We start from the raw sequence: 26831 nt of genomic DNA, 5'->3' as shown, positions 1-26831 counted from the left end.
CGGTCTGGCGCCGCCGGGCCATGCCCGGCGGATTGCTTCATCCTTGGCCGGGCGCGGTACCGCCGCCCTGGCCAAGGTGCCGCAGGATCGCCGGCAACAGGTCACGTGCATCGCGACCGCCATTGCACAGGAACGACGAACTCATCCGCTGCAGGTTGTGCATGCCGATGAAGAACAGCCCCGGATGCGGTGAAACGCCGAACTCGCCGAGCGGATAGCCATGTGCGTCCAGCACGCCCTGCACGTCGAGCCAGGGCCATTCGGCGACGAAGCCGGTGGCCAGCACCACCGAGCGGATGCCTGCGGCCTGCAGATCCAGTTCACGCGGGGCGGCGTCCGGCTCCCAGTGCAGATAGACCTCTTCGGGAATGTAGCGGGCATCGTCGGTGCGCGGTTCGGGCCGCGTGGCGTAGTACGCGCTGGCCAGCGAATCGAGATAGGCATATTCGGTCCGTGTCGCCTCGATCGCGGTGCGCAGCTGCGGGCGCACATCGGCGAAGCGGGCGACATTTCCATCGAAGCCCTGCAACCGGCCCAGCAGCCTGATGCCTGCGCGGTGCATCGCCAGCAGGCTGATCGAGCTGCCCAGGCCGGCACGTCCCTTGCCGGAAATCAGCGGGAATTCGGCGGTGCGGGCCTTGCGCAGCGCATCCGGTTCTCCGGCCAGGACGGCGGCCGCTTCACTCACGTGCTGGTGGATGCGCCCGGCCATGTCCCACCAGGTCATCGAGTCCTTGCCGCGCAGCCGGCGAGTATGCGAATGCCGCTGGGCCAGTGACCAGTGCACGCTGCGACCGCTGTCGCGCAGGTCCTGGGCGATCTGCGCGCCGGACTGGCCACCGCCAATGACCAGCACGCCGCCGTCGGGCAGCTGGCGGGGGCTGCGGTAGTCGCCGGAGTGCAGCACCGTCAGACCCGGTGCGGGCGCGAAGGGGACCCGCGGCATCCGCGCGCGGCGGTACTCGCCGGTGGCGACCACAACCGCCCCAGCCCGGATCAATCCGTGGCTGGTTTCGATGGCATAGCCGCCCGATTCGGGCGTGACCCGCTGAACCGCACAACCTTCGCTGATCGGCAACGAACGTTCGTCGGCATAGTCGCGCAGCCGCCGGATCACCTCGGGGGCCCCCATGAAACCTTCCGGGTCGTCGCCCGCATAGGCATGGCCGTGCAGGGCCATCGTCGCGTTGGCGGTGTTGGTCTGGAATGAATCCCAGCGCCGCTGCCAGCTGGCGCCCACGGTTTCGGCCTCCAGCACGCGATGCTCGACGCCGGCTTCCTGCAGGAGCGCGCTGAGGGACAGCCCGGCCTGGCCGGCGCCGATGATGACCAGCGGCAGCGTTGCAGGCAGGGAGCCCGGCAGGCGGGGCGGGAAAGGGGAGGGGCGGTCCGGGGAAGTCACCAGGATGGGTCCATGCAGGGGCTTGATCCGGGCCATTGCGCGGGGAATGCCCCGGGCCTTCAACAGATCCGGTTCTGAAAAACGTTGCAGATCGAGGCGTCGCCTGTGGTGTCTGGCCGGGACGGCGGCATGGACGACCGGGCAGCCGCGGCCTTGGAGCGGACAGGCCACCATGGCGGGGGAAAACCGACACTCCCAGGGCCCCCGGGGCTGGCCAGCGGCCGCTTCCGCCTGCCGCCGTCATATCCCCTGGGCCCCCCGGCCGTTAGAATGGCGGCCGCTGTCCACCGCCCGCTCCCGGAGCCCCCATGCCCGTTGAAGCCCAGCCGGTAGCCACCGTCGTCGACACGACCGGTGCGCCCGGCTATCTCTCCATTCGTGACCTGCGCAAGGAATTCGACGGTTTCGTCGCCGTTGACGACGTCAATCTGGACGTGCGCAAGGGCGAGATCTTTGCCCTGCTCGGTGGCTCCGGCAGTGGCAAATCGACCCTGCTGCGCTGCCTGGGCGGCTTCGAGACGCCCACCAAGGGCAGCATCACCCTCGATGGTCAGCGCCTGGACGCGCTGCCGCCGTACCAGCGGCCGGTCAACATGATGTTCCAGTCCTATGCCCTGTTCCCGCACATGACGGTCGAGCAGAACATTGCCTTCGGCCTGAAGCAGGATGGCCTGGGCAAGGATGCGATCAGCAAGCGCGTGGGCGAGATGCTGGACCTGGTGCAGATGGGGCACCTGGGCAAGCGCAAGCCGCATCAGCTGTCCGGCGGCCAGCAGCAGCGCGTGGCGCTGGCGCGGTCGCTGGCCAAAGGGCCGAAGCTGCTGTTGCTGGACGAGCCGATGGGCGCGCTGGACAAGAAACTGCGCTCGCAGATGCAGCTGGAACTGGTCAGCATCATTGAATCGTCGGGTGTGACCTGCGTGATGGTCACCCACGACCAGGAAGAAGCGATGACCATGGCCACCCGCATCGCGGTGATGGATGCCGGCTGGATCCAGCAGGTCGGCAAGCCGGACGAGGTCTACGAGCAGCCGGCCAACCGCTTCGTCGCCGAGTTCATCGGTTCGGTCAACCTGTTCGACGGGGTGATCGACGAGGACCTTCCCGAGTACGTGACCGTGCGCTCGCCGCTGTTCCCGGCGCCGATCTACATCGCCCATGGCATCACCGGCTATGAAGGGCAGCCGGTCGCGTTCGCGCTGCGCCCGGAGAAGGTGATGATCGGCAAGGATGAGCCGGAAGGGCACACCAACAAGGCGCAGGGCGTGATCGAGGACATTGCCTACTTCGGCAGCCATTCGGTCTACCACGTGCGCCTGCCCAGCGGTGCCAAGGTACTGGCCAACTTCGCCAACTCGCAGCGCTGGGCCAGTGATGGCCTCACCTGGGGCGACGAGGTGTGGGTGCACTGGCGCGACAACGACGGCGTGGTGCTGACCTCATGAGCGTCGCCGGCCTGAAGCGCTGGCTGCCGGGGCTGCGTGCCACGGTGATCGGCATTCCGTATCTGTGGCTGCTGCTGTTCTTCGCAGTGCCGTTCCTGATCGTGCTGATGATCAGCTTCTCGCTCAGCCGGGTCGGCTCGCCGCCGTACACCTGGCTGCTGCAGTATGCGGACGGCGGCTTCTCGCTGAAGCTGAACCTGGAAAACTACCTGGCGCTGTTCCGCGACTCGATCTATGCGCAGGCGTTCCTGAGCTCGATCAAGATCGCGGCGATCTCTACTTTCCTGACCCTGCTGATCGGCTACCCGATGGCCTATGCCATCGCCCGCCTGTCGCCCGCCGCACGCAACGTGGCAATGATGCTGGTGGTGCTGCCGTCGTGGACCTCGTTCCTGATCCGCGTGTATGCATGGAAGGCGATCCTGGACCGCAACGGCCTGCTCGACCAGTTCCTGCAGTTCACCGGCCTGCAGACGCTGATGACGTCGATGGGCCTGCCGAAACTGCAGCTGATCGACACCCCGACCGCCGCCTATATCGGCATCGTCTACTGCTATCTGCCGTTCATGGTGCTGCCGCTGTACGCCAATCTGGTCAAGCATGACCACCGCCTGCTGGAAGCCGCCTACGACCTTGGTGCCAAGCCGTGGCAGGCGTTCCTGCGCATCACCCTGCCGTTGTCCAAGGCGGGCATCATCGCCGGCTGCATGCTGGTGATGATTCCGGCCATTGGTGAATTCGTGATCCCGGAAATGCTGGGTGGCTCGGAGACGCTGATGGTGGGCCGCCAGCTGTGGAACGAGTTCTTCAACAACCGCAACTGGCCGGGCGCCTCGGCGATGGCGGTGGCGATGATCCTGTTGCTGCTGGTGCCGATCCTGCTGTTCAACCGTTCCCAGCAGCGCCTGCTGGAAGGGAAGCAGGCATGAGCCCGCGTAGCGCAAAGGGCCTCGGGCTGGGCGTGCTGCTGCTCGGCTTCGCCTTCCTGTACCTGCCGATCCTGTTGTTGATGTTCTATTCGTTCAACAGCTCGCGGCTGGCGATGGTCTGGGCCGGGTTCTCCACCCGCGCCTACAGCGACCTGTTCGCCGACCGCGCGCTGATGGATGCGATGTGGACCAGCCTGGTGGTCGCGTTCTGGACCGCCTGTACCGCCACCGTGTTGGGCACGCTGGCGGCAATGGTGATGACGCGCTTCAAGCGCTTCCGTGGCAAGCCGCTGTTCGGCGCGCTGGTGACCGCGCCGCTGGTGATGCCGGATGTGATCCTGGGCTTCTCGCTGATGGCGCTGCTGGCCTCGATGGGCGCGATTCCCGGCTTCCCGGCGCGTGGCCTGACCACCATCTGGATCGCCCACGTCACCTTCACCCTGTGCTTCGTCACCGTGGTGGTGTCCTCGCGGCTGCAGGAAATGGACCTGTCGCTGGAAGAAGCCGCGATGGACCTGGGCGCGAGCCGGCTGACCGTGTTCGGGCGCATCACCCTGCCGATCATCGCGCCGGCGCTGGTGGCCGGTTGGCTGCTGGCGTTCACCCTGTCGCTGGATGACGTGGTGGTGGCCAGCTTCGTCGCCACGCCGGGCTCGACCACGCTGCCGATGAAGGTGTTCGCCTCGGTGCGCATGGGCATCAGCCCGAAGATCAACGCGTTGGCCACCCTGCTGGTGTCGGCGGTGTCGATCGCCGCGGTGATCGGCTGGTACATCAACGCGCGTGCCGAGAAACGGCGCCAGCGCGACCTGCAGCTGGCACGCCAGGACAACGGCTGAGCACACGGTTTGTCGACAGCGTCGGCAACACCCGGCTCACGGCCGGCGGCGCACAATGGGGGTCTTCCAGATGGAGATCCCCCATGACCGTCGAGATTGTCGACCCGGCCACCGGCCAGGTGACCTACCGCCATGAACTGATGGGTGCTGCCGACATCGAGCAGCGCCTGCAGGCTGCTGCCGATGCATTCCCCGGTTGGGCCGAGCGCTCGCTGCAGGAGCGGGGGGCGATCCTCAAGCAGATCGCTGGCCAACTGCGTGCGCGCCGCGACGATCTGCAGCAGGCGATGACCCACGAGATGGGCAAGCTCAAGGCAGAGGCGTTGGCCGAGGTCGACAAGTGCGCGGCGGCCTGCGAGTTCTACGCCGACCACGCCGCCGACTATCTCAAGCCGCAGCTGATCGACACCGAAGCCCAGCGCAGCTATGTGCGGTACGAGCCGATCGGCTGCGTGTTCGCGGTGATGCCGTGGAATTTCCCGATCTGGCAGGTGTTCCGTTTCCTCGCCCCGGCGTTCATGGCAGGCAACGTGGCCCTGCTCAAACACGCCAGCAACGTGCCGCAGTGCGCCGACCTGATCCTGGCGGTATGCCGTGACGGTGGCCTGCCTGACGGCGTGTTCGATGTACTGCACATCGACAACGACCAGGCGGCCGAGGTGCTGCGCGACGCACGGGTGAAGGCGGTGACGCTGACCGGCAGCGAGCGGGCAGGGCGCTCGATCGCGTCCAACGCGGGCAGCCAGCTGAAGAAGTCGGTGATGGAGCTGGGTGGCAGCGATGCCTTCGTGGTGCTCGACGATGCCGACCTCGACAAGACCGTGGCGGCGGCGGTGAAGTCGCGCTTCGATAACAGCGGGCAGACCTGCATCGCGGCCAAGCGCTTCATCGTGGTCGAGGCGGTGGCCGATGAGTTCACCCGGCGCTTCGTGGAAGCCGCGGGCGAGCGCCAGTACGGTGATCCGGACGAGCGCGGTACCACGCTGGCGCCGATGGCGCGCGCGGACCTGCGCGACGAACTGCACAAGCAGGTGAGGGCCAGCGTGGCCAAGGGCGCGCGGGTACTGCTGGGTGGTGAGCCGATTGCGGGTACACATGCCGGCTATCCGGCCACCGTGCTCGATCAGGTCGGCCCGGGCATGCCGGCCTACGACGAGGAGCTGTTCGGGCCGGTGGCTGCGGTGATCCGTGTCGCTGACGAGGCCGAGGCACTGCGCGTGGCCAACGACACCCGCTTCGGCCTGGGCGGCAGCGTGTGGACGCGCGATCCGGTGCGCGGCGAACGTTTCGCGCAGCGCATGGAATGCGGTGCCGCGTTCGTCAACGCCATCGTCAAGAGCGACGCGCGGCTTCCGTTCGGCGGCAGCAAACAGTCCGGTTTCGGCCGGGAGCTGGCCGACCACGGCATCCATGAGTTCATGAACATCAAGACCGTCTACGTGGCTTGATGCCGAACGGTAGTGCCGGCCGCTGGCCGGCATTGCCTGGTTGCCGGCCAGCGGCCGGCACTACCAGAAGCGGGCCATGCGCCACGACCAACGGTCGTGGCCTACCGGTCCGGTGGGTATCGACCGTTGGTCGATACCCCTCACAACCACTTCGCGCGCTTGAACAACCGGTACAAGCCCACGCACACACCGCCCACGCCCACGATCATCAGCGGGTACGACCACGGCTCGCTCAGCTCAGGCATGTGGCTGAAGTTCATGCCGTACCAGCTGGTGATCAGTGTCGGCGCCGCCAGCAGCGCGGCCCATGCACCCAGCCGCTTGACCGTCTCGCCCTGCGCCAGCGTCACCAGCGACAGGTTCACGCTCAGCGCGGTGCCCAGCATCTCACGCAGGGTGTCGATCACATCGCTGATGCGTACTGCGTGGTCGTGGACGTCGCGGATGTACAGCTTCACTTCGTCGGGGATCAGCTCGCCCTGGTAGCGGCGCAGCTGCGCCAGCACATCCTGCAGCGGCGCCACCGCCATCCGCATCTTGTTCAGCTCGCGCTTGAGCTCGTACAGCCGCACCACCGTGCTGCGCTTGTAGGTGTCGGCGAAGATGTCCTTCTCCAGCAGCTCCAGGGTGTCGCGGAAGCGGTGCACGATGGGCAGGTAGTTGTCGACCACGAAGTCGGTCACCGCGTACAGGCAGTACGACGGGCCCATCTTCAGCAGCTGCGGCTCGCGTTCCACCCGCGCACGCACCGGGGCATAGGACAGCGAAGCGCCATGGCGTACCGTCACCAGGAAGCGCGGGCCGAGGAAGGCATGGGTTTCGCCGTACTGGATGCGCTCGTCCACCATCTGCGCGGTGGTCACCACCACGAACATGGAATTGCCGTAGGTCTCGACCTTGGGCCGCTGGTGCGCGTTGCGCGCATCCTCGATGGCCAGGTCGTGCAGGCAGAACTCTTCCTGCAGTTTCAACAGCACATCATCATTGGGGTCGTACAGGCCGACCCAGACGAAGCCGTTGCCACTGGCAATGACATCGCTGATGGCGTCCAGGGTGATGTCGTGGCGTTTGCCCTCGTCATCGTAGTGGACGCAGTTGATGACGCAGGCGGGGTTGGCCGAGGCGGGCGCGGCAGCAGAGGCGGGCAATGACATGCCCGCCATCGTGCGTCAGGGCTGTGTTTTGGACAAGTGAGGAGTACGCCCCAGCACCCATGCCAGCGCGACGTGGACGGGCAGCAGCAGCACGATCCACTGCACGTTGTACTGGGCCTGCAGGCTCAGCCAGTGCAGTACCAGCGCGGCCACCGCCTGTACCGCCAGCAGCCACAACACGATCCTGAACATGCGGCCCGGCACGCGACGGCGCAGCAGGGCGATTGCACCCGGCAACAGCAGCACGGCCAGCGGCGAAAGCAACAGCAGGTTGCGATTGGCCCACGCGGCGTAGTGGATGCTGAAGCCCCACAGGAACACCAGCACGCCACCAAACAGGGCGCACAGCAGCCAGAACGGCAGGGCCAGCCCGGCCAGCAGGCGCGGGCGGTTGCGCAGCGCCAGCACGCCGCCGGCCACGATCAGCCCGAGCAGCAGCCATGGCCACCAGCGGCGCGCGAATTCCTTCGGCTCCGCATCGATACGGTGCGGCAGCAGTTCCTGTTCGGACTGCACCAGCGGACGGCCATCGCTGTTGCGTGCCTGGCGCAGCGCATCGGCCAGGCGCATCGGCACGAAGGCTTCCTGCCAGCGCGACAGCGGCTGGTCGGCGAACGGCCCAAGGCCGACATCGAAGCCCAGCCACATCCACGGTGCCGGCGACGCCAGGCGGACCGATTCACTGCGGTAGGTGTTGCCGCGCGAGCGCCCCGACAGCTGCGACTGCAGGCCGCCACCCAATGCCTTGTCCACCGTGTCGCGCACCATCGTGGCGCAGTTGGCGGTGTAGTAATCGTAGTGGTAGCGCGCGTTTTCCGGCTTGGCCCGCTCGGCCAGGTCGGCGGCCAGCGCACGCGCCTGGTCCGGGCGCAGGTCCAGCCACTGCACGCTGGCGCCACGGCCGGTCTCGTCGTAGTAGGACAGGTCCTGCTGCAACGGCAGCGCCACCAGGTAATACATCATGTCGCCGCGTGCGAAGCGGCTGATGAAATCGTCCTCGGACGGATCGAAGTAGCCGAAGTTGTACGAGGTTGCCTCGCCGCTGACCGGATCGACCACGACGATGGCGTCGTGGCCGAAGCGTTCGAAGAACACGGTGCCCGGCTGCATGGTCACCACGCCGATGCGCGGGGCAGGGGCTTCAGCGTTGGTCGCGGGTACGGCAGGTGTGGCTGCGACCGGCTGCGCGAAGGCGGCCAGCGGCAGGGCCATGGCCAGCACGCACAGTGCCAGCCACACCATGAGGATCAGGCCGTGGCGCTTCAAGCGTCGTCCTGCGCGTCTGGCGGCAGCACGGTCACGTGGAAGGCCTGTACCCGGCGCGCATCGGCGCGGGCCACGCGGAACATGAAGCGATCCAGCGCCAGCTCGTCACCGACTTCCGGCAGATGGCCCACGGCCTCGGTGACCAGGCCGCCGATGGTGTCGTAGTCCTCGTCGGAGAACGTCGCGCCGAAGCGCTCGTTGAAGTCGCCGATCGGGGTCAGCGCGTCGACCACGTACTGGCCGTCGGACTGGATGGCGATCTGCGCGGACGGATCCTCGGCCTCGTCATGTTCGTCGTCGATCTCGCCGACGATCTGTTCCAGCACGTCCTCGATGGTGACCAGGCCGGCGACACCGCCGTACTCGTCCACCACGATGGCCATGTGGTTGCGCGACAGGCGGAATTCCTTCAGCAGCACGTTGAGCTTCTTCGCTTCCGGGATCAGCACCGCCGGGCGCAGCAGCTCGCGCACGTTTGCCGGGCCGTTGTCGGCAACCACGCCGCGCAGCAGGTCCTTTGCCAACAGGATGCCAAGGATGTCGTCCTTGTTCTCGCCGTGCACCGGGAAGCGCGAATGGCCGGATTCGACCACCTGCTTCATCAGTTCCAGGAAGGGCGCTTCAACCGGCAGCGAGACCATCTGCGAGCGCGAAATCATCACGTCGCCCACGGTCAGCTCGGCCACCGAAATGGCGCCTTCCATCATCTTCAGGGTATCGGCGGCGATCAGACCCTCTTCCTGCGCGGTGTGCAGGACAGCGACCAGCTCGTCGCGGGTATGGGGTTCGCCGGAGAAGGCGGAGGTCAGGCGTTCAAGCCAGCCGCGCTTCTTTTCACTGTGCTCCGCAGGGGAGCTACTACTGTCGTCTTCTGACATCTCTGGAAAAAAGGCACCCGGCAGGCCGGGCGTTGACCCAAGTCTAGCAGGATGTGACGGCCTGTCAGTGACTGCCGGTGGCCGGGGTTGGGGCGGCCGGGGCCGGCTCCTCCTCGGGCAGGTCCAGGCTGTAGGTGCAGCCGGCCAGGGTCTTGCCGGGGTGGGAGGCCACGGTGGAGACGCTGAGGATGATCGACTCGATCTGGGCCTCGCCGGTCTTCGGGTCGGTCACGTCGCGGCTGACCAGTTCGCGGCCGGCCATGAACTTGCCGTCCTGGTCGTAACCGGTCTCCAATTCCAGCCGTTTGGCCAGCGGGCGTGGGTCGGCCTGGTCGAGCACCGCCATGATGCTGGCGCCGGCCACCGCCACCCGCTCGGTCTGTTGGCCGAAGACGGTGATCGGGCCGGCCAGCCGGAACTCGCTCATGAACTGGTTGCCCTGCGGCAGCGGCTGCAGGCCCTGGGCCACGGCCTTCAGCGGATCGGCCAGCAGCGGCGCCAGCGCGGCCTGCTCGGCCACGCCCTGGCGGCATTCGATCAGGGCCGGCAGGTCCAGGCTGGTGGCGAAGGCGGCGGGAGCGGCGAGGGCACAGAGCAGGGGCAGGCAGCAGCGCAGTGACATGGTCGGTTTCCGCAGGCGAAGGGCCGCCATCATAGCCCCGGCGAGCGCCGGAACAGCCCGGTGAGAAGGCGCAGGAAACCGGTCATCGCCCGCCGCACGACCATCAGTGAGAGGGTCAGCACGACCGCAAGCATGGCGACCTGCATCGATTGCCCCGCGATGCGCGCCACCGCCGGCCACAGGCCCGGGCTGGTCAGCCAGGGCATCAGTTCCGCTGCGGCGGTCCTGCCCACTTTCATGTAGATCACAGCCAGCACGAACAGCACCAGCAGCGAGGTACGGCTGGCGTGGAAGAACGGGAGTGCGTTCACGGAGCGGCCCAGGCGGCGGTGCACGATCATCCGCCACAGGAGCGGAAGGGTCAGTGCACCCACCAGCGTCAGCACCATCGACGTTTCAAGCAGACCGGGGAGATGGGCCGGTTCCAACCGTCCGCTGAGGTGCGGGCCGATCATGCCGATCGCCAGCCCGGTCAGCAGGCACACGGGCGAGAGCAGGGCCAGGCTGCGCAGCAGCCAGTGCCTGCCGCTGGGTTCGTGGGCGCTGATGCGGCGCACGGTATAGGCACCCAGCACCAGCAGCATGGCGAACAAGGTGGCGCCGATCACAAACATCATTGAGCCGTTTCCCGAGGTCATCCTTGTTCCTCTCGTGTTCCTGGCGACGGGCGGTGGCCCGCTCAGCGCTCGCCCGCGTATGGATCGTCGATGCCCAGCTCGGCCAGGATCTCCCGCTCCAGCTGCTCCATCGCCTCGGCTTCCTTGTCGTCCTCGTGGTCCCAGCCGAGCAGGTGCAGCACGCCGTGCACGGTCAGATGCGCGTAATGGGCATTGAGTGCCTTGCCCTGTTCGTCGGCCTCCCGTGCCACGACCGGAGCACAGATCACCAGGTCACCCAGCAGCGGGAACTTGACGCCCTTGGGCAGGCCTTCGGGCACTTCGGCCGGGAAGCTGAGCACGTTGGTGGCGTAATCCTTGCCGCGGTAATGGCGGTTCAACGACTGTCCTTCCTTGGCATCGACCACGCGGATGGCCAGATCGGCCTCGCGGATGCGGCCCTTCAACGCGGCGGCCACCCACTTGCGGAAGCTCACTGCCGCCGGCAGGCCGGCGCGCGGCAGGGCATAGCTGACGGCGACGTCCAATCGCACGGGACCACGGGTCATGGAGTTGCTCCAGGTTGGATCTGATGCAGGTCGCGGCGGTCGTACGCGCTCACGATGCGCGCGACCAGCGGGTGGCGGACCACGTCACGGGATTCGAAGAAGGTGAAGCTGACGCCCTCGACCTCACGCAGCACGTCGATGGCGTCGCGCAGGCCGGACTTCACGTGCTTGGGCAGGTCGGTCTGGGTCAGGTCACCGGTGACCACCGCAGTGGAGCCGTAGCCCAGGCGGGTCAGGAACATCTTCATCTGCTCGATGGTGGTGTTCTGTGCTTCGTCCAGGATCACGAACGCATCGTTGAGCGTGCGGCCGCGCATGTAGGCCAGCGGCGCGATCTCGATGACGTTCTTCTCCAGCAGCTTGACCACCTTTTCCACGCCCATCATCTCGTACAGGGCGTCGTACAGCGGTCGCAGGTAGGGATCGACCTTCTGGCTCAGGTCGCCGGGCAGGAAGCCCAGCTTCTCGCCGGCCTCCACCGCCGGGCGCACCAGGATCAGGCGCTGCACCCGCGATTCGTTCAGGGCTTCGACCGCGCTGGCTACGGCCAGGAAGGTCTTGCCGGTACCGGCCGGGCCGATGCCGAAGTTGATGTCGTGGGTGGCGATCTGGTGCAGGTAGCGGCCCTGGTTGGCGCCGCGGCCGCGCACCGTGCCGCGCTTGACCTTGATCGCCACGTCCTGTGCTTCGTAGGAGCGCTCGGCGATCTGTTCGACATTGGCCTGCGCCAGGCGCAGGTGGATGGCGTGGTTGTCGAAGGTCGTTTCGCCGGCTTCGGCGTACAGCGCTTCAACCAGCTTCTGCGCCTCGACGATGGCTTCGTTGGGGCCGCTGATGCGGAACACGAAGCCACGATTTGCGATCTCCACGCCGAGCTTCAGCTCGATCTGGCGCAGGTGCCCGTCGAAGGGGCCGCACAGGTTGGCCAGTCGCTCGTTGTCTTCCGGCGACAGGGTGAAGTCTCGATGATCGATGCTTTTCATTGCTTGGGGTGGGGCGGACGCCTTCCACCGCAGTGTATTCAGGGAGGACAAGGGTAGCGCGCGTGCGGGGCACACGGCCAGCAGACGGTCGATACAGCGTTTTCCACACCCGGTGTGGACGGGGCACGCGGAAACCTGTGGATAGACCTTCGCAATGCTTGTGCCACAAGGCCCATGAGGTCCTGGTGAAAAAAGCGTCATGGTCGCCGGTCGCTACGGCAGCACTGCCACGGGTGGCCTGCGCGGGGGGCATTCATCGTGATGGCAGTGCAGGTTTCGTTGCCGGGCGAGCAACAGCGCCGGGTCCTGCCGGATTTCCACAACGGTTGTGGAATGATGCCGAATCAACCTGTGGATAGGTGGTGCGGAGCCTTGCAGCAAAAGGCTTGCCCAGGCGTGGTGAAAAAACCGTCAGGGCTGATTGGAATCATTGAGGGTGCACGGGGCACATGGCACCGTGTCGCCGTCGCAGGAGGGGATGGCATGGGCATCGGCAACGGGATGCGTGGAATCGGACTGGCGGGCATCGGCCTGCTGGTGGGGTGTGGGCAGTCAACGCCGACTGCGCTGGGCACGCTGGAGTGGGACCGGATCACGGTGCCGGCACCGGCGGCCGAAGTGATCGCCACGGTGGAGGTGCGCGAGGGCCAGCAGGTCAAGGCCGGGACCGTGCTGATGCAGCTGGACCCGGCGCGGGGAGGCGCGCAGTTCGCCGCAGCGCAGGCTGATACGGCGCGTGCGCAGGCGCAGCTGGAAGAACTGCAGATCGGCCCACGCCAGGAGCAGATCGCTCAGGCCCAGGCACAACTGGCCGCGTTGCGCGCACAGGCTGCCGAAGCAAGTGCCTATTACCGACGGGTCCAGCCGTTGGCACAGCAGCGCTTGATTGCCGCCGCTGAACTGGATCGAGCACGCGCCGCCGCCGGCAATGCCGAAGCCAGCGTGCGTGCTGCCGAGCAGGCCTGGCTGGAGCGGGTGCACGGCAGCCGTGTGCAGGATATCGCCCAGGGCCAGGCGGCTGCCGATGCCGCACGGGCACAGCAGGTGGTACAGAGCGTGAACCTGCAGAAGCTGCAGTTGCGTGCACCGCGCGACGGGGTAGTCGATGCATTGCCCTACCGGCAGGGTGACCAGGCACCGATCGGTGCGCCGCTGGCAGTGATGCTGGTCGGCGAGCGCCCCTATGCGCGCGTCTACCTGCCGCAACCGCTGCGTCTGCAGGTGAAGGTCGGGCAGGCCGCGCAGATACAGCTGGAAGGCGGCAACACCGTGCTGAAGGGGCATGTACGTGCGATCCGTAGCGAACCATCGTTCACGCCGTACTACGCACTGACCGGCGATGACGTCGAACGGCTGAGCTATCTGGCCGAGATTGAAGTGGACGCGGCCGCCGACATGCAGAAGCTTCCGGCCGGGCTGCCGGTACAGGTGCGCTTCTGAATACCGGCGAGGACATCGCGGTCCACGCACGCGGGCTGACGCGCCGCTTCGGCGATCTTCTGGCCGTGGACAACGTCGACCTGACCGTACCGCGCGGACAGGTATACGGTTTTCTGGGCCCGAACGGGTCTGGCAAGTCGACCACCATCCGCATGCTGTGCGGCCTGCTGGAACCCAGCTCAGGGCAGATCGAGGTGCTGGGGTTGGCGGTTCCCGAGCAGGCCGAAGCGCTGCGCCGACGCATCGGCTACATGACCCAGCGCTTCTCGTTGTACGAAGATCTGTCGGTGCGCGAGAACCTGGAGTTCCTCGCCGCCATCCAGGACCTGCCGCGCGCACAGGCCCGGCAGCGGGTCGACGAACTGCTGCAGCAATACCGGCTGCAGGACCGCCAGCCACAACTGGCTGGCACGCTCAGTGGTGGCCAGAAGCAGCGCCTGGCCCTGGCCGGTGCCGTGGTGCATTCGCCCGAACTGCTGTTCCTGGACGAGCCGACCAGTGCGGTCGATCCGGAATCGCGCCGCGATTTCTGGGAAGCCCTGTTCGAGCTGGCCGATGCCGGTACGACGGTGCTGGTGTCGACCCACTACATGGACGAGGCCGAGCGTTGCCACCGGCTGGCGATCCTTGATCGAGGCGCGCTGGTCGCCGACGGCACGCCGGCCGAACTGTGTGCACGGCTGGACGGCCGCACGCTGCAGGTCACCTCGACGCAGCCGCGCCAGGCCAGCCGTGCATTGTCTGAGCTGCCCGGCGTGCTGAGCGTGGCGCAGATCGGCACCCAGCTGCGAGTATTGTGCAGCGAGGATGTCGCGGACGCCGCCGCATTGCGGCGCGCGCTGGCCAGCGCCGATCCGCAGGCCCGCATCGAGGCGGTGGCACCGAACCTGGAAGACGTGTTCGTGGCGGCCACCCGCGGCCGTGGCCGGGAGCCGGCGGCATGAACCTGCGCCGCCTGTGGGCGATCATGCTCAAGGAGCTGCGGCAGCTGCGCCGCGACCGCATCACGCTGGCGATGATCGTCGGCATTCCGGTGATGCAGCTGCTGCTGTTCGGCTATGCGATCAATCTCAACCTGCGCCATCTCAACGCCGGTGTCGCCGACCAGGCCAACAGCGCGGCGTCACGCGCGCTTGTGCAGGACATGGTCGCCACCGGCGTGATCACGCCGCGCAGCGAGGCGTACACGCCCGATCAACTGATGCAGGCGCTGCGCCGTGGCGAAATCAGTGTCGGCATCGTGGTGCCGGCCGACTTCGAGCGGCGCCGTTTCGATGGCCGTGAGGCAGTGCAGGTACTCGTCGATGGCAGCGACACCGTTGTACAGAGCGCAGCGATCCAGCTGGCACAGGTGCCGCTGGATACGCGCCCGGCCAGCAACACGCGGCCGCTGCGCGAAGGCAGCATCGCTGGTGGTCCGATCAGCGTGACCAGTTTCTACAACCCGCAGCGGCGTTCGGCGGTGAACATCGTGCCGGGCCTGATCGGGGTGATCCTGACCATGACCCTGGTGATGTTCACGGCCGTAGCGGTGGTGCGTGAACGCGAGCGCGGCAACATGGAACTGCTGATCGCCACACCGGTGTCGCGCAGCGAACTGATGGTCGGCAAGGTGCTGCCCTATGCGGCCATCGGTCTGCTGCAGACCACGCTGGTATTGGTGCTGGGCACCTGGCTGTTCCAGGTGCCGATCCGCGGCAGCCTGCTGGACATCTATCTGGCCGCGGTGCTGCTGGTGCTGGCCAACCTGGCGCTGGGCCTGCTGATCTCAACGCGTGCGCGCTCGCAGTTCCAGGCGATGCAGATGACGCTGTTCCTGTTCCTGCCGTCGATCCTGTTGTCGGGCTTCATGTTCCCGTTCGCCGGCATGCCACGGCCGGTGCAGTGGCTGGCCGAGGTGTTGCCGCTGACCCACTTCCTGCGACTGGTGCGCGGCATCATGTTGCGTGGCGCCTCGCTGTGGGAGCTGTGGCACGATGCGCTGGCGCTGCTGGCCTTCATCGTGGTGATGATGACGCTGGCGATCCTGCGTTTCCGCAAGCGATTGGATTGAGGCATGCCATCCGGTAGTGGCGGGCGGGGGGCCGGCATCAACTCCGGTGGGTGCCGACCGTTGGTCGGCACACCCTAGCCTTATTCCGCCACCACGCGCGCGCGCAGCGAATTGGTCAGCGCTTCGGTGATCACCACGTCCACGAACTGGCCGATCAATCGTGCCGGCGCCGGGAAATTCACCGAACGCATGTTCTCGGTCTTGCCGGTCAGCTCGTTCGGGTTCTTGCGCGAAGGGCCTTCCACCAGCACGGTCTGCACGGTACCGACCATCTTCTCGGAGATGCCGGCGGCATGCGCATTGATGCGTTCCTGCAGGCGCGACAGGCGCGCGTGCTTCTCGGCATCGCTGATCGTGTCCTCCAGATCCGCGGCCGGTGTACCCGGGCGACGCGAATAGATGAAGGAGAAGCTGTGGTCGAAGCCGATGTCCTCGATCAGCTTCATGGTCTTCTCGAAATCGGCATCGGTCTCGCCGGGGAAGCCGACGATGAAGTCCGAGCTGATCGAGATGTCCGGGCGCACCGCGCGCAGCTTGCGGATCTTCGACTTGAATTCCAGTGCGGTGTAGCCGCGCTTCATCGCCGACAGTACGCGGTCGCTGCCGGCCTGCACCGGCAGGTGCAGGAAGTTGGCCAGCTGCGGCACGTCGCGGAACGCATCGATCAGCGAATCGCTGAACTCCAGCGGGTGCGAGGTGGTGAAGCGGATGCGGCCGACGCCGTCGATCTCGGCGATGGTGCGGATCAGCAGGCCGAGGTCGGCGAACTCGCCGTCCCCATAGGGCCCACGGTAGGCGTTGACGTTCTGGCCGAGCAGGTTGATCTCACGCACGCCCTGTGCAGCCAGCTGCGCCACCTCCACCACCACGTCCTCGAACGGGCGGCTGACTTCGGTACCGCGGGTGTAGGGCACCACGCAGAACGAGCAGTACTTGGAACAGCCTTCCATGATCGAGACGAAGGCCGAAGCGCCTTCGGCGCGCGGTTCCGGCAGGCGGTCGAACTTCTCGATCTCGGGGAAGCTGATGTCCACCTGCGGGCGCTTCTGCTCGCGCCGTGCACGGATCAATTCCGGCAGGCGGTGCAGGGTCTGCGGGCCGAACACCAGGTCGACGAACGGCGCGCGCTTGATGATTGCCTCGCCTTCCTGCGAAGCGACGCAGCCGCCCACGCCGATGATGACTTCACGGCCCTTGTTCTTCAGGCCCTTCCACACGCCCAGCTGGCTGAATACCTTCTCCTGCGCCTTCTCGCGGATGGAGCAGGTGTTGACCAGGATGACGTCGGCATCGTCCGGGCTGTCGGTCAGTTCCAGGCCATCGCTGGCGGCAAGCACGTCGGCCATCTTGGCCGAGTCGTACTCGTTCATCTGGCAACCGTGGGTCTTGATGTACAGCTTGCCCTTGACCTGGTCGGGCTTGCGCGGACCAGCGGGCAGGGCAACGAGCGGGGTACCGCCCGGCGTGGCGGGCGGAAAGACGTCTGGCGTCCCGGTCATGGCGCTTAATCCATTCGGGTGGCGGGAAAGCGGGCAATTCTACCCGCATCCCAGCGCGTGCGCCGGCCCAGTAGAGCCAGGCCATGCCTGGCTGCTTTCCGTCCCGCAGGCACGCCGGGCGGGTCATCCACGCATGGCGTGGATCTACTGGAATTCAGGGTCCGCCCCCCGGTAGCGCCCGGCCGCGCCCGTCGGCACGCCTCAGGCCGCTGCCAGCTCCGCATCGATCTGCCGCGAACGGTCGAAAGCGGTCATCGCACTCATCCGTGCAATGTAATCAGCCGTGGCCGGCGCCGGCTGCACCAGGCCGAAGGCGGTGGTCCAGGCCAGCGCATTGCCCCACAGCACGTCGGCGGCGCTCATCGTCTCGCCGAGCAGGTACGGCCCCTGTGCCAGCTGGGCTTCGATCACCTGCAGCACCGTCTCCGCGTCGTTGTAGGGCGACATCAGGCGCGGCGGCGGCTCGCGGTGCATTGCCTTGTCGATCATCGCCGGCTCGAAACAGGCGCCGTAGAAGGCCATCCAGCGCAGGTAGGGGCCGCGCAGGGCGTCGCCGATCGGCGGGGCCAGCCCGGCTTCCGGGTACAGGTCGGCCAGGTACAGGTAAATCGCCACCTGCTCGGTCACCAGTGCGCCGTTGTGGACGATGGCCGGCACCTTACCCATCGGGTTGATGGCCAGGTAGGCCGGGGCCAGGTTGGCGCCGGCCTTCAGGTCCAGCACCTGCATGCGGTAGTCGGCACCCAGCGCTTCGAGCAGGGCCACGGCGCCGCTCGAGCGTGAACGGGCGGCGTGGTACAGGGTGATCTGGCGGGATGTCATGGCATTGCTCCTTGCGGTGGGTGGTGAACTGGAGCTCATCCTGGGGCACTATTGCGGACGACTTCTGTCCTCGATCCTTCATGCGCCATACCGCCCATCGACTGTTGCGCCTGATCGCCCTGCTGCAGGCCCGCCGCCAGTGGTCCGGGGCCGAACTGGCCGAGCGCATGGGTGTGGACCGGCGCAGCATCCGCCGTGACATCGAGCGCCTGCGCGAGCTGGGTTACCCGGTACAGGCCTCGGCCGGCGTTGGTGGCGGCTACCAGCTGGGGTCCGGCGCGCCGGTGTTGCCGATGCTGCTGGACGAGGAGGAGGCGACCACCCTGGCCATCGCGCTGCGCGCGGCCTCGGCCACCGTCGCCGGCATTGACGACACCGCGCGTGGCCTGCTGTCCAAGCTCGATCCGCTGGTGCCGACCCGTCGCCGCCAGCAGGCCGGCGAGGTGCATGCAGCGACGGCCACCCTGTCCGATCTTCCGTCCACCGATGCGCGCGTGCTCGGGCGGCTGGCCCAGTACTGCCGGCAGGCGTCACGGCTGGCCTTCGAATACCGCAGCGCACAGGAGGCCGTCACCCAGCGCGAGGTCGAGGCCCAGCACCTGGTCAACTACGGGCGGCGCTGGTACCTGCTGGCCTGGGATCTGGGCCGGCAGGACTGGCGCACCCTGCGCGTGGACCGGATGGGCGCGGTGCGTGAGTGCTCCGAGCCGGGCATGCACCGGCGCACCCCGGCGCCGCCGGATGTGATGGTGCGGCAGGCGGTCAGCCAGGCCCCGTTCGCGCTGCAGGCCATCGTCCGTCTGGCCGGCAGTCGCGCCGAGCTGGAAGGCCGCATTCCGCCCTGGTGCGGGGTGCTGGAGGCGGATGGCGCCGAGCACTGCCTGCTGCGCATGGGGGCCGAGAGCCGGGGCATGATGCTGGCGCAGATCCTCAGCCTGGACCGCGTGCCGGTGGCGCTGTGGACCACGCCGCCGGGCCTGCGCGACGAACTGGCCCAGCGCCTGGCCGGGCTGGGCCAGGTGCTGGCTGTGCCGCCGGTCACAGGCTGAGCCACATCGCTTGGCAAGCCCCGGCGAAGCTGGGACACTCGCCGCCATGAAGGGGATACTGGGGACAACGGCGATCATCATCGCTGCGCTGACCGCTGCGCCGGCCAGCGCCGGAACCCTGTACAAGTGCCAGGGCCCTGACGGCGTCACCAGTTATGTGAGCAAGCGGGTGGCGGGTGCGCGCTGCAGCACCATCAGCTACAGCCGCGACACCCGTCCGGCGCCGCGCCCCGTGGTGGCCGCGCCAAGGCCGACGCCGACCGCGGTGGCCAGCATCGAACGCAATCCGGTGGCCGTTGCCGCCAGCGCCGCAACGCCGGCAGCGGCCGCGCCGACACCTGCATCCGCGCCCGCAGCTGCTCCAGCACAGCCGGTCGCCCCGCGCGCCGGACGCATGGTCAGCGGCCAGGTCTATTCCTTCATGAAGGACGGCGTGCGCCACTACACCAGTGCGCGCCCGACCCAGGTCGCCAATCTCGGCCCGGTGCGGACCATCCGCTACAGCTTCATGGAGCGCTGCTACGCGTGCGGGGTCAATCCACGCGTGGACTTCGGCACCGTGCGCCTGAACACCTCGGCCTTCCAGGCCGAGATCACCTCGGCCGCGCGCGAGTTCGGCGTGGAAGAGGCTGTGGTGCGCGCGATCATCCACGCCGAGTCGGCCTACAACCCGACCGCGCTCAGCCGCGCGGGTGCGCAGGGCCTGATGCAGCTGATGCCGCCGACCGCTGCCCGCTTCGGGGTCAGTGATTCCTACGATGCCGGGCAGAACATCCGTGGCGGCGTGCAGTATCTTGCGTGGTTGTTGAAGCGCTTCAATGGCGATCTGACCCTCGCCGCAGCTGGCTACAACGCTGGCGAAGGCGCGGTCGACCGTCATGGTGGCGTACCGCCCTACAGCGAAACCCAGTACTACGTGCGCCGGGTCGGGCAGCTGGCCGAGCGTTACCGCACCGCATTGACGCACCAGTAGTGCCGGCCGCTGGCCGGCAACCCCTGGGCAATGGCCGGTACCGACCGGCCGCTGGCCGGCAACCCCGCAATCAATGTTGTTGCAATGCGTTGTGTGGCGCGCGACGGTTCCGCTACACTCGACCGTGATTCAATGCGGCTCTGGCCCCCACCGGATCCGCTGGCAGCCTTAAAGCTACCTAATCAATATCGGAGTGCCGGATGGCCAACGATGGGGTACACGATCCAGTCAACACCGGACGTCGGCGTTTTCTTTCTGCCACCACAGCCGTGGTGGGCGCCGTCGGCGTCGGATTCACCGCAGTTCCTTTCATCAAATCCTGGAACCCCAGTGCCCGCGCCAAGCTTGCCGGCGCACCGGTGGTGGCCGACATCAGCGCCCTGCAGGAAGGCCAACGCCTGATCGTGGAATGGCGTGGCCAGCCGATCTGGATCGTCAAGCGGTCCAAGGCCATCCTCGATGCGCTGCACGGGCTGGACGGCCGTCTCAAGGACCCCGAGTCCGGCGAGAAGGATCAGCAGCCGGACTACGTGCTGAAGCAGAACCCCGAACTGCGCTCGATCAAGCCGGATATCTCCGTACTGGTCGGCCTGTGCACGCACTTGGGCTGCTCGCCGGAAATGGTCGCCGAGATCCGGCCTGAGCCCTACGACCCGCAGTGGAAGGGCGGTTACTTCTGCCCGTGCCACAAGTCGCGCTTCGACATGTCCGGCCGCGTCTTCAAGGACGTGCCGGCGCCGATCAACCTGAAGGTGCCCGCGCACCACTACCAGGACGACAACACCATCATCATCGGTGTCGATCCGCAGGGGGCTGCCTGATGGCCAATATCCTCAGCCGTACCGCCAGCGGCGTGGCCGACTGGGTCAATGCCCGGGCACCGGGCCTGATGCCGGTGTACCGCAAGCACGTCAGCGAGTACTACGCGCCGAAGAACTTCAACATCTGGTACTACTTCGGTTCGCTGGCGCTGCTGGTGCTGGTCAACCAGATCGTCACCGGCATCTTCCTGACGATGCACTACAAGACCAACGCCGCCGAGGCGTTCGGTTCCATCGAATACATCATGCGTGATGTGGAGTGGGGCTGGCTGATCCGCTACATGCACTCCACCGGGGCCTCGCTGTTCTTCATCGTGGTCTACCTGCACATGTTCCGCGGCCTGCTGTACGGCAGTTACCAGAAGCCGCGCGAGCTGGTGTGGATCCTGGGCATGCTGATCTACCTGGTGCTGATGGCCGAAGCGTTCATGGGCTACGTGCTGCCGTGGGGCCAGATGTCGTTCTGGGGCGCCAAGGTGATCATCTCGCTGTTCGGCGCCATACCGGTGATCGGCAACGGCCTGACCGAGTGGATCATGGGCGACTACCTGCCCAGTGACGCCACGCTCAACCGCTTCTTCGCGCTGCATGTCATCGCATTGCCGCTGGTGCTGTTGCTGCTGGTGGTGCTGCACCTGGGCGCGCTGCACGAAGTGGGGTCGAACAACCCAGACGGCGTGGAGATCAAGAAGGGGCCGAAGGGCAACCGCTGGTCGCCGAACGCCCCGGCTGACGGTATCCCGTTCCATCCCTATTACACGCTCAAGGATGGCGTCGGCGCCGGTTTCCTGCTGATCATCGCCGCCTTCATCATCTTCTTCGCGCCCGGTTTCGGCGGCCTGTTCCTGGAGCACGACAACTTCACCGAGGCCAACCGCCTGGTGACCCCGGAGCACATCAAGCCGGTCTGGTACTACACGCCGTACTACGCGATGTTGCGCGTGGTGCCGAACAAGCTGGGCGGCGTGCTGGTGATGTTCTCGGCCATCGCGATCCTGTTCCTGGTGCCGTGGCTGGACAAGGCGAAGGTGAAATCGGTGCGCTACCGCGGCTGGATCTCGAAGGTGATGCTGGGCGTACTGGCGGTGTGCTTCGTCTGGCTGGGCGTGATCGGTTCCGGCCCAGGCACCGACGTGCACGAGACCTACATCGGGCGGGTACTGACCTTCCTGTACTTCGCGTTCTTCATCACCATGCCGCTATGGACAAGGTTGGACAGGACCAAGCCGGTACCGGAGAGGGTGACCACCCATGACTGAACGCTGGATGGTCCGGCTGGCCCTGACGGCCGCCCTGATGCTGGGCAGTTTCCTGGCCTCCGCCGCCGAAGGCGGCACCAAGCTGCTGCAGGCCGGCAACGATCTCGGTGACCGCGCCTCGCTGCAGCGCGGCGCGCAGCTGTACATGAACTACTGCTCCGGCTGCCACGCGCTGAAGTACCTGCGCTATTCGCGGATGGCGCAGGACCTGGGCCTGACCGAAGAGGAGGTGATGAACAACCTCAACTTCACCGGCTCAGCGATCGGCGATCCGATCGCGGTGGCGATGCCCAAGGAGAATGCCGAGAAGTGGTTCGGCAAGATGCCGCCGGACCTCAGCCTGATCTCGCGCGTGCGGGGCAGTGACTGGGTCTACACCTATCTCAAGTCGTTCTACCTGGACAGCAGCCGGCCGCTGGGCTGGAACAACGCGCTGTTCGCCAACGCGTCCATGCCCAACCCGCTGTGGGAAATGCAGGGCCTGCAGCATGCCGTGCATGGCAAGCCGGAGGCGCCGGGCATGGACCCGCCGGTGACCGGCCTGCGCCTGGAAACGCCAGGCAACGTCGATGCCGGACAGTACGACCAGGCCGTGCGTGACATCACCAACTTCCTCGAATACGCCGGTGAACCGGCCGCGCTCAAGCGCCAGCAGCTGGGCGTGTGGGTGATCCTGTTCCTGGCCCTGCTGACCTTCCTGCTGTACCTGCTGAAGAAGGAATACTGGAAGGACGTTCACTGAATCTGCCGCCGACCATCGCACGGGCCTATTGGCTTTTGTGATGGTCGGTTGCACACTCGGGGAGGAGTCGATCGCTGGCACGGTGCCGGCGGCGCCGATGCGGCAGGCGGTCTCCTGTCGTGGGAGAGCCTTTGATGGCGGCGAGCGTACGCATGCGCAATACACTGACGCTGTTTTCCTCGAACGACGACGTACTGTGCCACCGTGTACGCCTGGTCCTGGCGGCCAAGGGTGTGACCTTCGACTTCGTTCCGGTCGATCCACAGAACCCGCCTGAAGACCTGATCGACCTCAATCCGTACCACTCGGTGCCGACCCTGGTCGAGCGCGAGCTGGTGCTGTACGCGGCGTCGGTGGTCAGCGAATACCTGGACGAGCGCTATCCGCATCCGCCACTGATGCCGGTTGATCCGCTGTCGCGTGCCCGCATCCGGTTGGCCATGCTGCGCATCGAGCACGACTGGGTGCCGCAGGTGCAGGCCATCCAGCTGGGCAACAAGACCCAGGCTGAGGCCGGCCGCAAGCGCCTGAAGGAACTGCTGACCGCCTCGCTGCCGCTGTTCAAGGCCAGCAAGTTCTTCCTCAACCCGGAAATGAGCCTGGCCGACTGCGCGATGGCGCCGATCATCTGGCGCCTGCAGTCGCTGGATGTGCCGCTGCCGAAGGACGGAAAGGCGATTGAAGACTACGGCAACCGCATCTTCCGCCATCCCGGTTTCGTCCGCAGCCTGACCGACCAGGAAAAGAAGCTGCGCGATCTGCCGGTCTGATCCGGGCCTGCGTTACCCGTCTGCACGCCGACCGGCGTGCAGGTGATCCGCCCCGGCGGGGCGCCGGGCGCGTACACTTCACGCATGACCGAAGACTTCTTCCACATGACCAGCCACCGCCCGTACCTGCTGCGGGCGCTGGTGGAATGGATCAACGACAACCAGCTGACCCCGCACATCCTGGTCGACGCCGGCGTCCCCGGCGTGCAGGTCCCGCCTTCGGCGGTCAAGGATGGCCGGGTTGTGCTCAACATCGCCGAACGCGCTGTCGTGCGGCTGATGATCGACAACGAGATGGTGAGCTTCTCGGCGCGCTTCTCCGGCACCAGCTACCCGGTGCAGGTGCCGATCAGCGCCGTGCTGGCCGTCTACGCCCGCGAGACCGGGCAGGGCATGGCGTTGCCGGACGACATTCCGGGCAGCGAAACCGCGCCGACCAGCGATGAGCTGCTGCATGACGAAGGCACGCCGCCGGACGATACGCCGCCGGCCAGTCCGCCGCCGAAGGGCCGCCCGAACCTGCGCGTGGTCAAGTAATCCTTCCGACGCCGCCCCGATGGGCGGCGTTTTCCTTTACAGGATTTACCGGTGGGTGCCGACCGTTGGTCGGCACTCAAAGCCCTTAGACATCCTCGGCATCCTCCGCATCCGGCCGGATCTGGCTGATCCGCGCCGCACCCGGTCCAGTGAACGAAATCAACTGGTCGCCGCGCAGCACCATGCGGCCCACGTGGCGATCGATGCCATCGTAGGAATACTCGAACTTGAACGTGCGCTCGAAACCGAGCCGGCCATCCTCGCCGCGCGACAGGCGCAGGCCGGTGGCATGTACCGCCTGGTCCAGCCATTGCACGTCGGCTGCGCGGCAGGCATTGCGTCCCAGCTCGACCGCGCGCTCGGCGGCCGAACGCGCAGCGTTCCAGAAGAAATAGATGATTCCGCCGGCAATCAGCAACAGCAGCAGGGTGGGCATGGCGTCAGCCGTCAGAGGTCGATTCCGCAAAGATGGCGGCGAACGAGCGCTGGATCAAGCGCTGGATTCACCGCCGCGGCTGCGGTTCGCCGGATACCGGTTGCGCGGGCACGATGACCGGTTGCGGTGTCGGGGCGGGCTGCATCGGCGTCGCAGTGGGCGAGGGCATCACCAGCGGTGATGTGGCGGTCAACTGCAGCAGCGCCGCCCAGTCCTGCCGGTTGAAGCTGCATTCGTCCTCGCGGCCCGGCGTGCAGCTGGGGTCGATGCCGGTGCTGTTGCGTTCGCGCGCGGGCGGCAGCTTGATCAGTCCGGTGCGGTCCAGAGGCAGCAACCGCATCGCCACGGTGTTCATCACGTTGCCGCCGACCAGGTACAGGGTCTGGTCGCCGCCAAGATTGGCCGCTACCACCACTTCGCAATGTGATTTCCAGTGGCCCACCGAGCCATTGCCCAGTGCCTGCACCAGCCCGCTGTAGCTGAGCGTGGTGCTGCGGTCGCGCAGGAAGCACAGCAGGTCGCCCGGTGCGGGCTTTGCGGTCGCGGGATCGACCAACCGGTACGGCACGCCCGAGGGGCCGGCCTGGTACGCGGCACGGATGTAGTCGATGTGGCGTGGCGAGGTGTTGAAGCCGGGAACGCCGGACTGCACCATCACCCAGGAAATGAACGCGGCCGACCAAGGGTTGTCGACCAGGAAGGCGCGGCAGTCGCTGTCGGTGTAGCGCGTGCCCAGCGGTGCCAGGCAGCTGCTGGCGCCGGCGATGCTGCCCATTGCGTTGAGCGTGCCGCTGTTGCGCCAGTAGCCGGCCACGCGCTGCCAGGCGATCAGGCCGTTGTCGGCCAAGTGATCGCTTTCGGCCTCGGTGACACTGAGGCTGGCGGCGCGGCCATCGCGATCAATGAAGGGCCGGAACCACAGCCGGTGCTCGTTGCAGGCGGTATTGCGGATGGCCACCGCCAACGGGCTCAGGCCGAAGCGGGGCGGCACATCGCAGGCTTCGGCGGCCGCTGCGGACAAGGGGGCTGCGGCCAGCAGCAGGCAGGCAGGCAAGAGCATCCGGCGCATGCGCGGCTCCTGTGGGGGATGACCGCAGCGTCGCAGCGCTGTCGTGAACGCCGGGTGTGAGAACCGGGTCAGGCCTCAGCCCGGCGGCGGGCCCAGCTTCAGCGACAGATCAATCGCCTGCACGTGCTTGGTCAGGCCGCCAATGGAAATGCAGTCCACGCCGTCCTCGGCGATCGAACGCAGGCCACCCAGTCCGACGCTGCCGGAGACTTCCAGCGGGATGCGGCCCGCCGTGATGCGCACCGCCTCGCGGCGCAGGTCGGGGCTGAAGTCATCCAGCAGGATGCGTTCGCAACCAGCCTCCAGCGCCTGGCGCAGCTGCGCAAGATCCTCGACCTCGACCACCAGCGGCAACCCAGGCCATTGCCGGCGTGCGGCAGCCACGGCTGCGGCCAGTGAACCGGCAGCGCGGATGTGGTTTTCCTTCAGCATCACCGTGTCGTACAGGCCGAAACGATGGTTCTCTCCACCGCCGCAGCGCACCGCGTACTTCTGTGCCAGGCGCAGGCCGGGCAGGGTCTTGCGGGTGTCGAGGATGCGCGTGCCGGTGCCGGCCACGGCCGCCACGTAGCGCGCGGTGGTCGTGGCGGTGCCGGACAGCGTCTGCAGGAAGTTCAGCGAAGTGCGCTCGGCGCTCACCAGGCTGCGGCTGCGCCCGTGCAGCAGCGCCAGTACGGTGCCGGCGGTGACCGTGTCGCCCTCGGAGACATGCCATTCGATGCGCACGTCCGGATCGAGTGCGCGGTGGGTGGCGTCGAACCAGGGGCGGCCGGCGATCACCCCGTCCTGCTTGCACAGCAGGTAGGCGCTGTCGGCCTGGTCGGGCAGCAGGGCGGCGGTGACGTCGCCGCTGCCCAGGTCCTCGGCCAGCGCACGCGCGACATCGGCGGCGACAACGGCCGCATCCGGCGTCGGCAGCGCGCTCATGCGGCCGGGAAGTCGGCGATCTGGGCGGTCGGGATGGCTTCCTCGGCCAGCAGCACCGGGATGCCGTCGTCAACGCGGAACACCTGCTTGCGGTCGCGGGTGACCAGCGCTTCGCGCAGCGGCTGCGCCAGCGGGTTGCCATCGGCCTTGTTCACCGCGCCGGCGGAAATGGCCTTGTTGAGGGCTTCCAGGCCCTTGCCATCCAGCAGGGACAGGGGCTGGCGGGTGTCCGGTGACACCAGCAGGTCGAGCAGCTTGCGATCCATGGTTCTTCGTCTTGCGTGGAAGATGGCTAGAATACGT

The 26831-nt window shown here is 67.0% G+C and carries 28 protein-coding genes; 14 read left to right on the top strand and 14 right to left on the bottom strand.

Annotated elements, in window-relative coordinates:
- Positions 1-37 precede the first annotated feature (37 nt).
- Positions 38-1438, bottom strand: a complete 1401-nt coding sequence (locus ACMZ91_RS02885) for a flavin-containing monooxygenase (protein ID WP_197655847.1) — start codon at positions 1436-1438, stop codon at positions 38-40.
- Positions 1439-1710: 272 nt separating this feature from the next.
- On the opposite strand from ACMZ91_RS02885, the gene ACMZ91_RS02880 reads away from it, so the two are divergent.
- The 4 genes from ACMZ91_RS02880 (at position 1711) to ACMZ91_RS02865 (ending at position 6063) form a co-directional block, all read left to right on the top strand.
- On the top strand, positions 1711-2847 hold the full coding sequence (locus ACMZ91_RS02880; RefSeq protein ID WP_032130239.1) for an ABC transporter ATP-binding protein: 1137 nt from the start codon (positions 1711-1713) through the stop codon (positions 2845-2847).
- Positions 2844-3776, top strand: coding sequence for an ABC transporter permease subunit (locus tag ACMZ91_RS02875; RefSeq protein WP_049399899.1), 933 nt, complete (start codon positions 2844-2846; stop codon positions 3774-3776). Before ACMZ91_RS02880 ends, ACMZ91_RS02875 begins: the two co-directional genes overlap by 4 nt.
- Entirely contained in the window at positions 3773-4615 is an 843-nt protein-coding gene (locus ACMZ91_RS02870; protein ID WP_008267688.1) for an ABC transporter permease subunit, read from the top strand. The genes ACMZ91_RS02875 and ACMZ91_RS02870 overlap by 4 nt, the downstream gene beginning before the upstream one ends.
- A gap of 83 nt (positions 4616-4698) precedes the next feature.
- Positions 4699-6063: an NAD-dependent succinate-semialdehyde dehydrogenase gene (locus ACMZ91_RS02865; protein ID WP_049463576.1), complete on the top strand. Its 1365-nt coding sequence runs from the start codon at positions 4699-4701 to the stop codon at positions 6061-6063.
- A 140-nt stretch (positions 6064-6203) separates the two neighbouring features.
- Here ACMZ91_RS02865 and ACMZ91_RS02860 read toward each other — a convergent pair whose 3' ends face one another.
- The 7 genes from ACMZ91_RS02860 to ACMZ91_RS02830 form a co-directional block, all read right to left on the bottom strand.
- The gene (locus ACMZ91_RS02860; protein WP_012510579.1) at positions 6204-7226 is read right to left on the bottom strand and encodes a magnesium and cobalt transport protein CorA; all 1023 of its coding nucleotides are present in this window, start codon (positions 7224-7226) and stop codon (positions 6204-6206) included.
- A 6-nt stretch (positions 7227-7232) separates the two neighbouring features.
- A complete protein-coding gene (locus tag ACMZ91_RS02855) occupies positions 7233-8483 on the bottom strand; it encodes a lipoprotein N-acyltransferase Lnb domain-containing protein (protein WP_049463575.1) in 1251 nt (416 codons plus the stop codon).
- Positions 8480-9361 (bottom strand): CorC family transporter, encoded by an 882-nt coding sequence (locus ACMZ91_RS02850; protein WP_005408827.1) that lies wholly within the window; start codon positions 9359-9361, stop codon positions 8480-8482. Before ACMZ91_RS02850 ends, ACMZ91_RS02855 begins: the two co-directional genes overlap by 4 nt.
- Before the next feature lie 64 nt (positions 9362-9425).
- Complete coding sequence (locus ACMZ91_RS02845; protein WP_049463574.1) at positions 9426-9983, bottom strand: hypothetical protein; 558 nt, start codon at positions 9981-9983, stop codon at positions 9426-9428.
- Positions 9984-10012: 29 nt separating this feature from the next.
- Positions 10013-10621: a hypothetical protein gene (locus ACMZ91_RS02840; RefSeq protein ID WP_049463573.1), complete on the bottom strand. Its 609-nt coding sequence runs from the start codon at positions 10619-10621 to the stop codon at positions 10013-10015.
- A 41-nt stretch (positions 10622-10662) separates the two neighbouring features.
- Positions 10663-11148 carry an rRNA maturation RNase YbeY gene (gene ybeY, locus ACMZ91_RS02835; RefSeq protein WP_005408831.1) on the bottom strand — a complete coding sequence of 162 codons (486 nt, stop codon included), beginning with the start codon at positions 11146-11148 and terminating at the stop codon, positions 10663-10665.
- Entirely contained in the window at positions 11145-12131 is a 987-nt protein-coding gene (locus ACMZ91_RS02830; RefSeq protein WP_005415936.1) for a PhoH family protein, read from the bottom strand. The genes ybeY and ACMZ91_RS02830 overlap by 4 nt, the downstream gene beginning before the upstream one ends.
- Before the next feature lie 483 nt (positions 12132-12614).
- On the opposite strand from ACMZ91_RS02830, the gene ACMZ91_RS02825 reads away from it, so the two are divergent.
- From ACMZ91_RS02825 to ACMZ91_RS02815, 3 genes are all read left to right on the top strand, one after another.
- A complete protein-coding gene (locus ACMZ91_RS02825) occupies positions 12615-13571 on the top strand; it encodes an HlyD family secretion protein (RefSeq protein WP_277779016.1) in 957 nt (318 codons plus the stop codon).
- A 65-nt stretch (positions 13572-13636) separates the two neighbouring features.
- Positions 13637-14515: an ABC transporter ATP-binding protein gene (locus ACMZ91_RS02820; protein ID WP_277779017.1), complete on the top strand. Its 879-nt coding sequence runs from the start codon at positions 13637-13639 to the stop codon at positions 14513-14515.
- Complete coding sequence (locus tag ACMZ91_RS02815; protein ID WP_154262997.1) at positions 14512-15624, top strand: ABC transporter permease; 1113 nt, start codon at positions 14512-14514, stop codon at positions 15622-15624. The genes ACMZ91_RS02820 and ACMZ91_RS02815 overlap by 4 nt, the downstream gene beginning before the upstream one ends.
- An 80-nt stretch (positions 15625-15704) precedes the next feature.
- Here the strand turns inward: ACMZ91_RS02815 and miaB are convergent, their stop codons facing one another.
- Positions 15705-17123 (bottom strand): tRNA (N6-isopentenyl adenosine(37)-C2)-methylthiotransferase MiaB, encoded by a 1419-nt coding sequence (gene miaB, locus ACMZ91_RS02810; RefSeq protein WP_049399909.1) that lies wholly within the window; start codon positions 17121-17123, stop codon positions 15705-15707.
- A gap of 201 nt (positions 17124-17324) precedes the next feature.
- On the bottom strand, positions 17325-17945 hold the full coding sequence (locus tag ACMZ91_RS02805; RefSeq protein ID WP_012510589.1) for a glutathione S-transferase family protein: 621 nt from the start codon (positions 17943-17945) through the stop codon (positions 17325-17327).
- A gap of 80 nt (positions 17946-18025) precedes the next feature.
- Between ACMZ91_RS02805 and ACMZ91_RS02800 the strand changes: the two genes are divergently transcribed.
- The 7 genes from ACMZ91_RS02800 to ACMZ91_RS02770 all read left to right on the top strand — a co-directional run bounded on the left by ACMZ91_RS02800 (position 18026) and on the right by ACMZ91_RS02770 (position 24096).
- Positions 18026-18994 carry a helix-turn-helix transcriptional regulator gene (locus ACMZ91_RS02800; RefSeq protein WP_049463569.1) on the top strand — a complete coding sequence of 323 codons (969 nt, stop codon included), beginning with the start codon at positions 18026-18028 and terminating at the stop codon, positions 18992-18994.
- 46 nt (positions 18995-19040) lie between these two features.
- Positions 19041-19967, top strand: coding sequence for a lytic transglycosylase domain-containing protein (locus ACMZ91_RS02795; RefSeq protein ID WP_049463568.1), 927 nt, complete (start codon positions 19041-19043; stop codon positions 19965-19967).
- Positions 19968-20167: 200 nt separating this feature from the next.
- Positions 20168-20788: a ubiquinol-cytochrome c reductase iron-sulfur subunit gene (petA, locus tag ACMZ91_RS02790; RefSeq protein WP_004151998.1), complete on the top strand. Its 621-nt coding sequence runs from the start codon at positions 20168-20170 to the stop codon at positions 20786-20788.
- Positions 20788-22047: a cytochrome b gene (locus ACMZ91_RS02785; RefSeq protein ID WP_032128877.1), complete on the top strand. Its 1260-nt coding sequence runs from the start codon at positions 20788-20790 to the stop codon at positions 22045-22047. Before petA ends, ACMZ91_RS02785 begins: the two co-directional genes overlap by 1 nt.
- Entirely contained in the window at positions 22040-22789 is a 750-nt protein-coding gene (locus ACMZ91_RS02780) for a cytochrome c1 (RefSeq protein WP_277779018.1), read from the top strand. Before ACMZ91_RS02785 ends, ACMZ91_RS02780 begins: the two co-directional genes overlap by 8 nt.
- A gap of 134 nt (positions 22790-22923) precedes the next feature.
- On the top strand, positions 22924-23559 hold the full coding sequence (locus ACMZ91_RS02775; RefSeq protein WP_005408842.1) for a glutathione S-transferase N-terminal domain-containing protein: 636 nt from the start codon (positions 22924-22926) through the stop codon (positions 23557-23559).
- Positions 23560-23643: 84 nt separating this feature from the next.
- A complete protein-coding gene (locus ACMZ91_RS02770; RefSeq protein WP_049399914.1) occupies positions 23644-24096 on the top strand; it encodes a ClpXP protease specificity-enhancing factor in 453 nt (150 codons plus the stop codon).
- Between the two features lie 85 nt (positions 24097-24181).
- On the opposite strand, the gene ACMZ91_RS02765 is transcribed toward ACMZ91_RS02770, so the two are convergent.
- The 4 genes from ACMZ91_RS02765 to ACMZ91_RS02750 form a co-directional block, all read right to left on the bottom strand.
- A complete protein-coding gene (locus tag ACMZ91_RS02765) occupies positions 24182-24532 on the bottom strand; it encodes a DUF3301 domain-containing protein (protein WP_049423257.1) in 351 nt (116 codons plus the stop codon).
- A 67-nt stretch (positions 24533-24599) separates the two neighbouring features.
- Entirely contained in the window at positions 24600-25601 is a 1002-nt protein-coding gene (locus ACMZ91_RS02760; RefSeq protein ID WP_414578372.1) for a DUF2272 domain-containing protein, read from the bottom strand.
- 75 nt (positions 25602-25676) lie between these two features.
- On the bottom strand, positions 25677-26528 hold the full coding sequence (gene nadC / locus ACMZ91_RS02755; RefSeq protein WP_049463565.1) for a carboxylating nicotinate-nucleotide diphosphorylase: 852 nt from the start codon (positions 26526-26528) through the stop codon (positions 25677-25679).
- Positions 26525-26794: a Trm112 family protein gene (locus ACMZ91_RS02750; protein ID WP_005408847.1), complete on the bottom strand. Its 270-nt coding sequence runs from the start codon at positions 26792-26794 to the stop codon at positions 26525-26527. Before ACMZ91_RS02750 ends, nadC begins: the two co-directional genes overlap by 4 nt.
- Between the last annotated feature and the right edge of the window lie 37 nt (positions 26795-26831).

It is taken from the genome of Stenotrophomonas sp. FR024 (genome assembly GCF_047500745.2).
Lineage (GTDB): Bacteria > Pseudomonadota > Gammaproteobacteria > Xanthomonadales > Xanthomonadaceae > Stenotrophomonas > Stenotrophomonas maltophilia_A.
The sequence above is the reverse complement of the archived record's forward strand: the minus strand, read 5'-3'. Positions and strand labels throughout refer to the sequence as shown.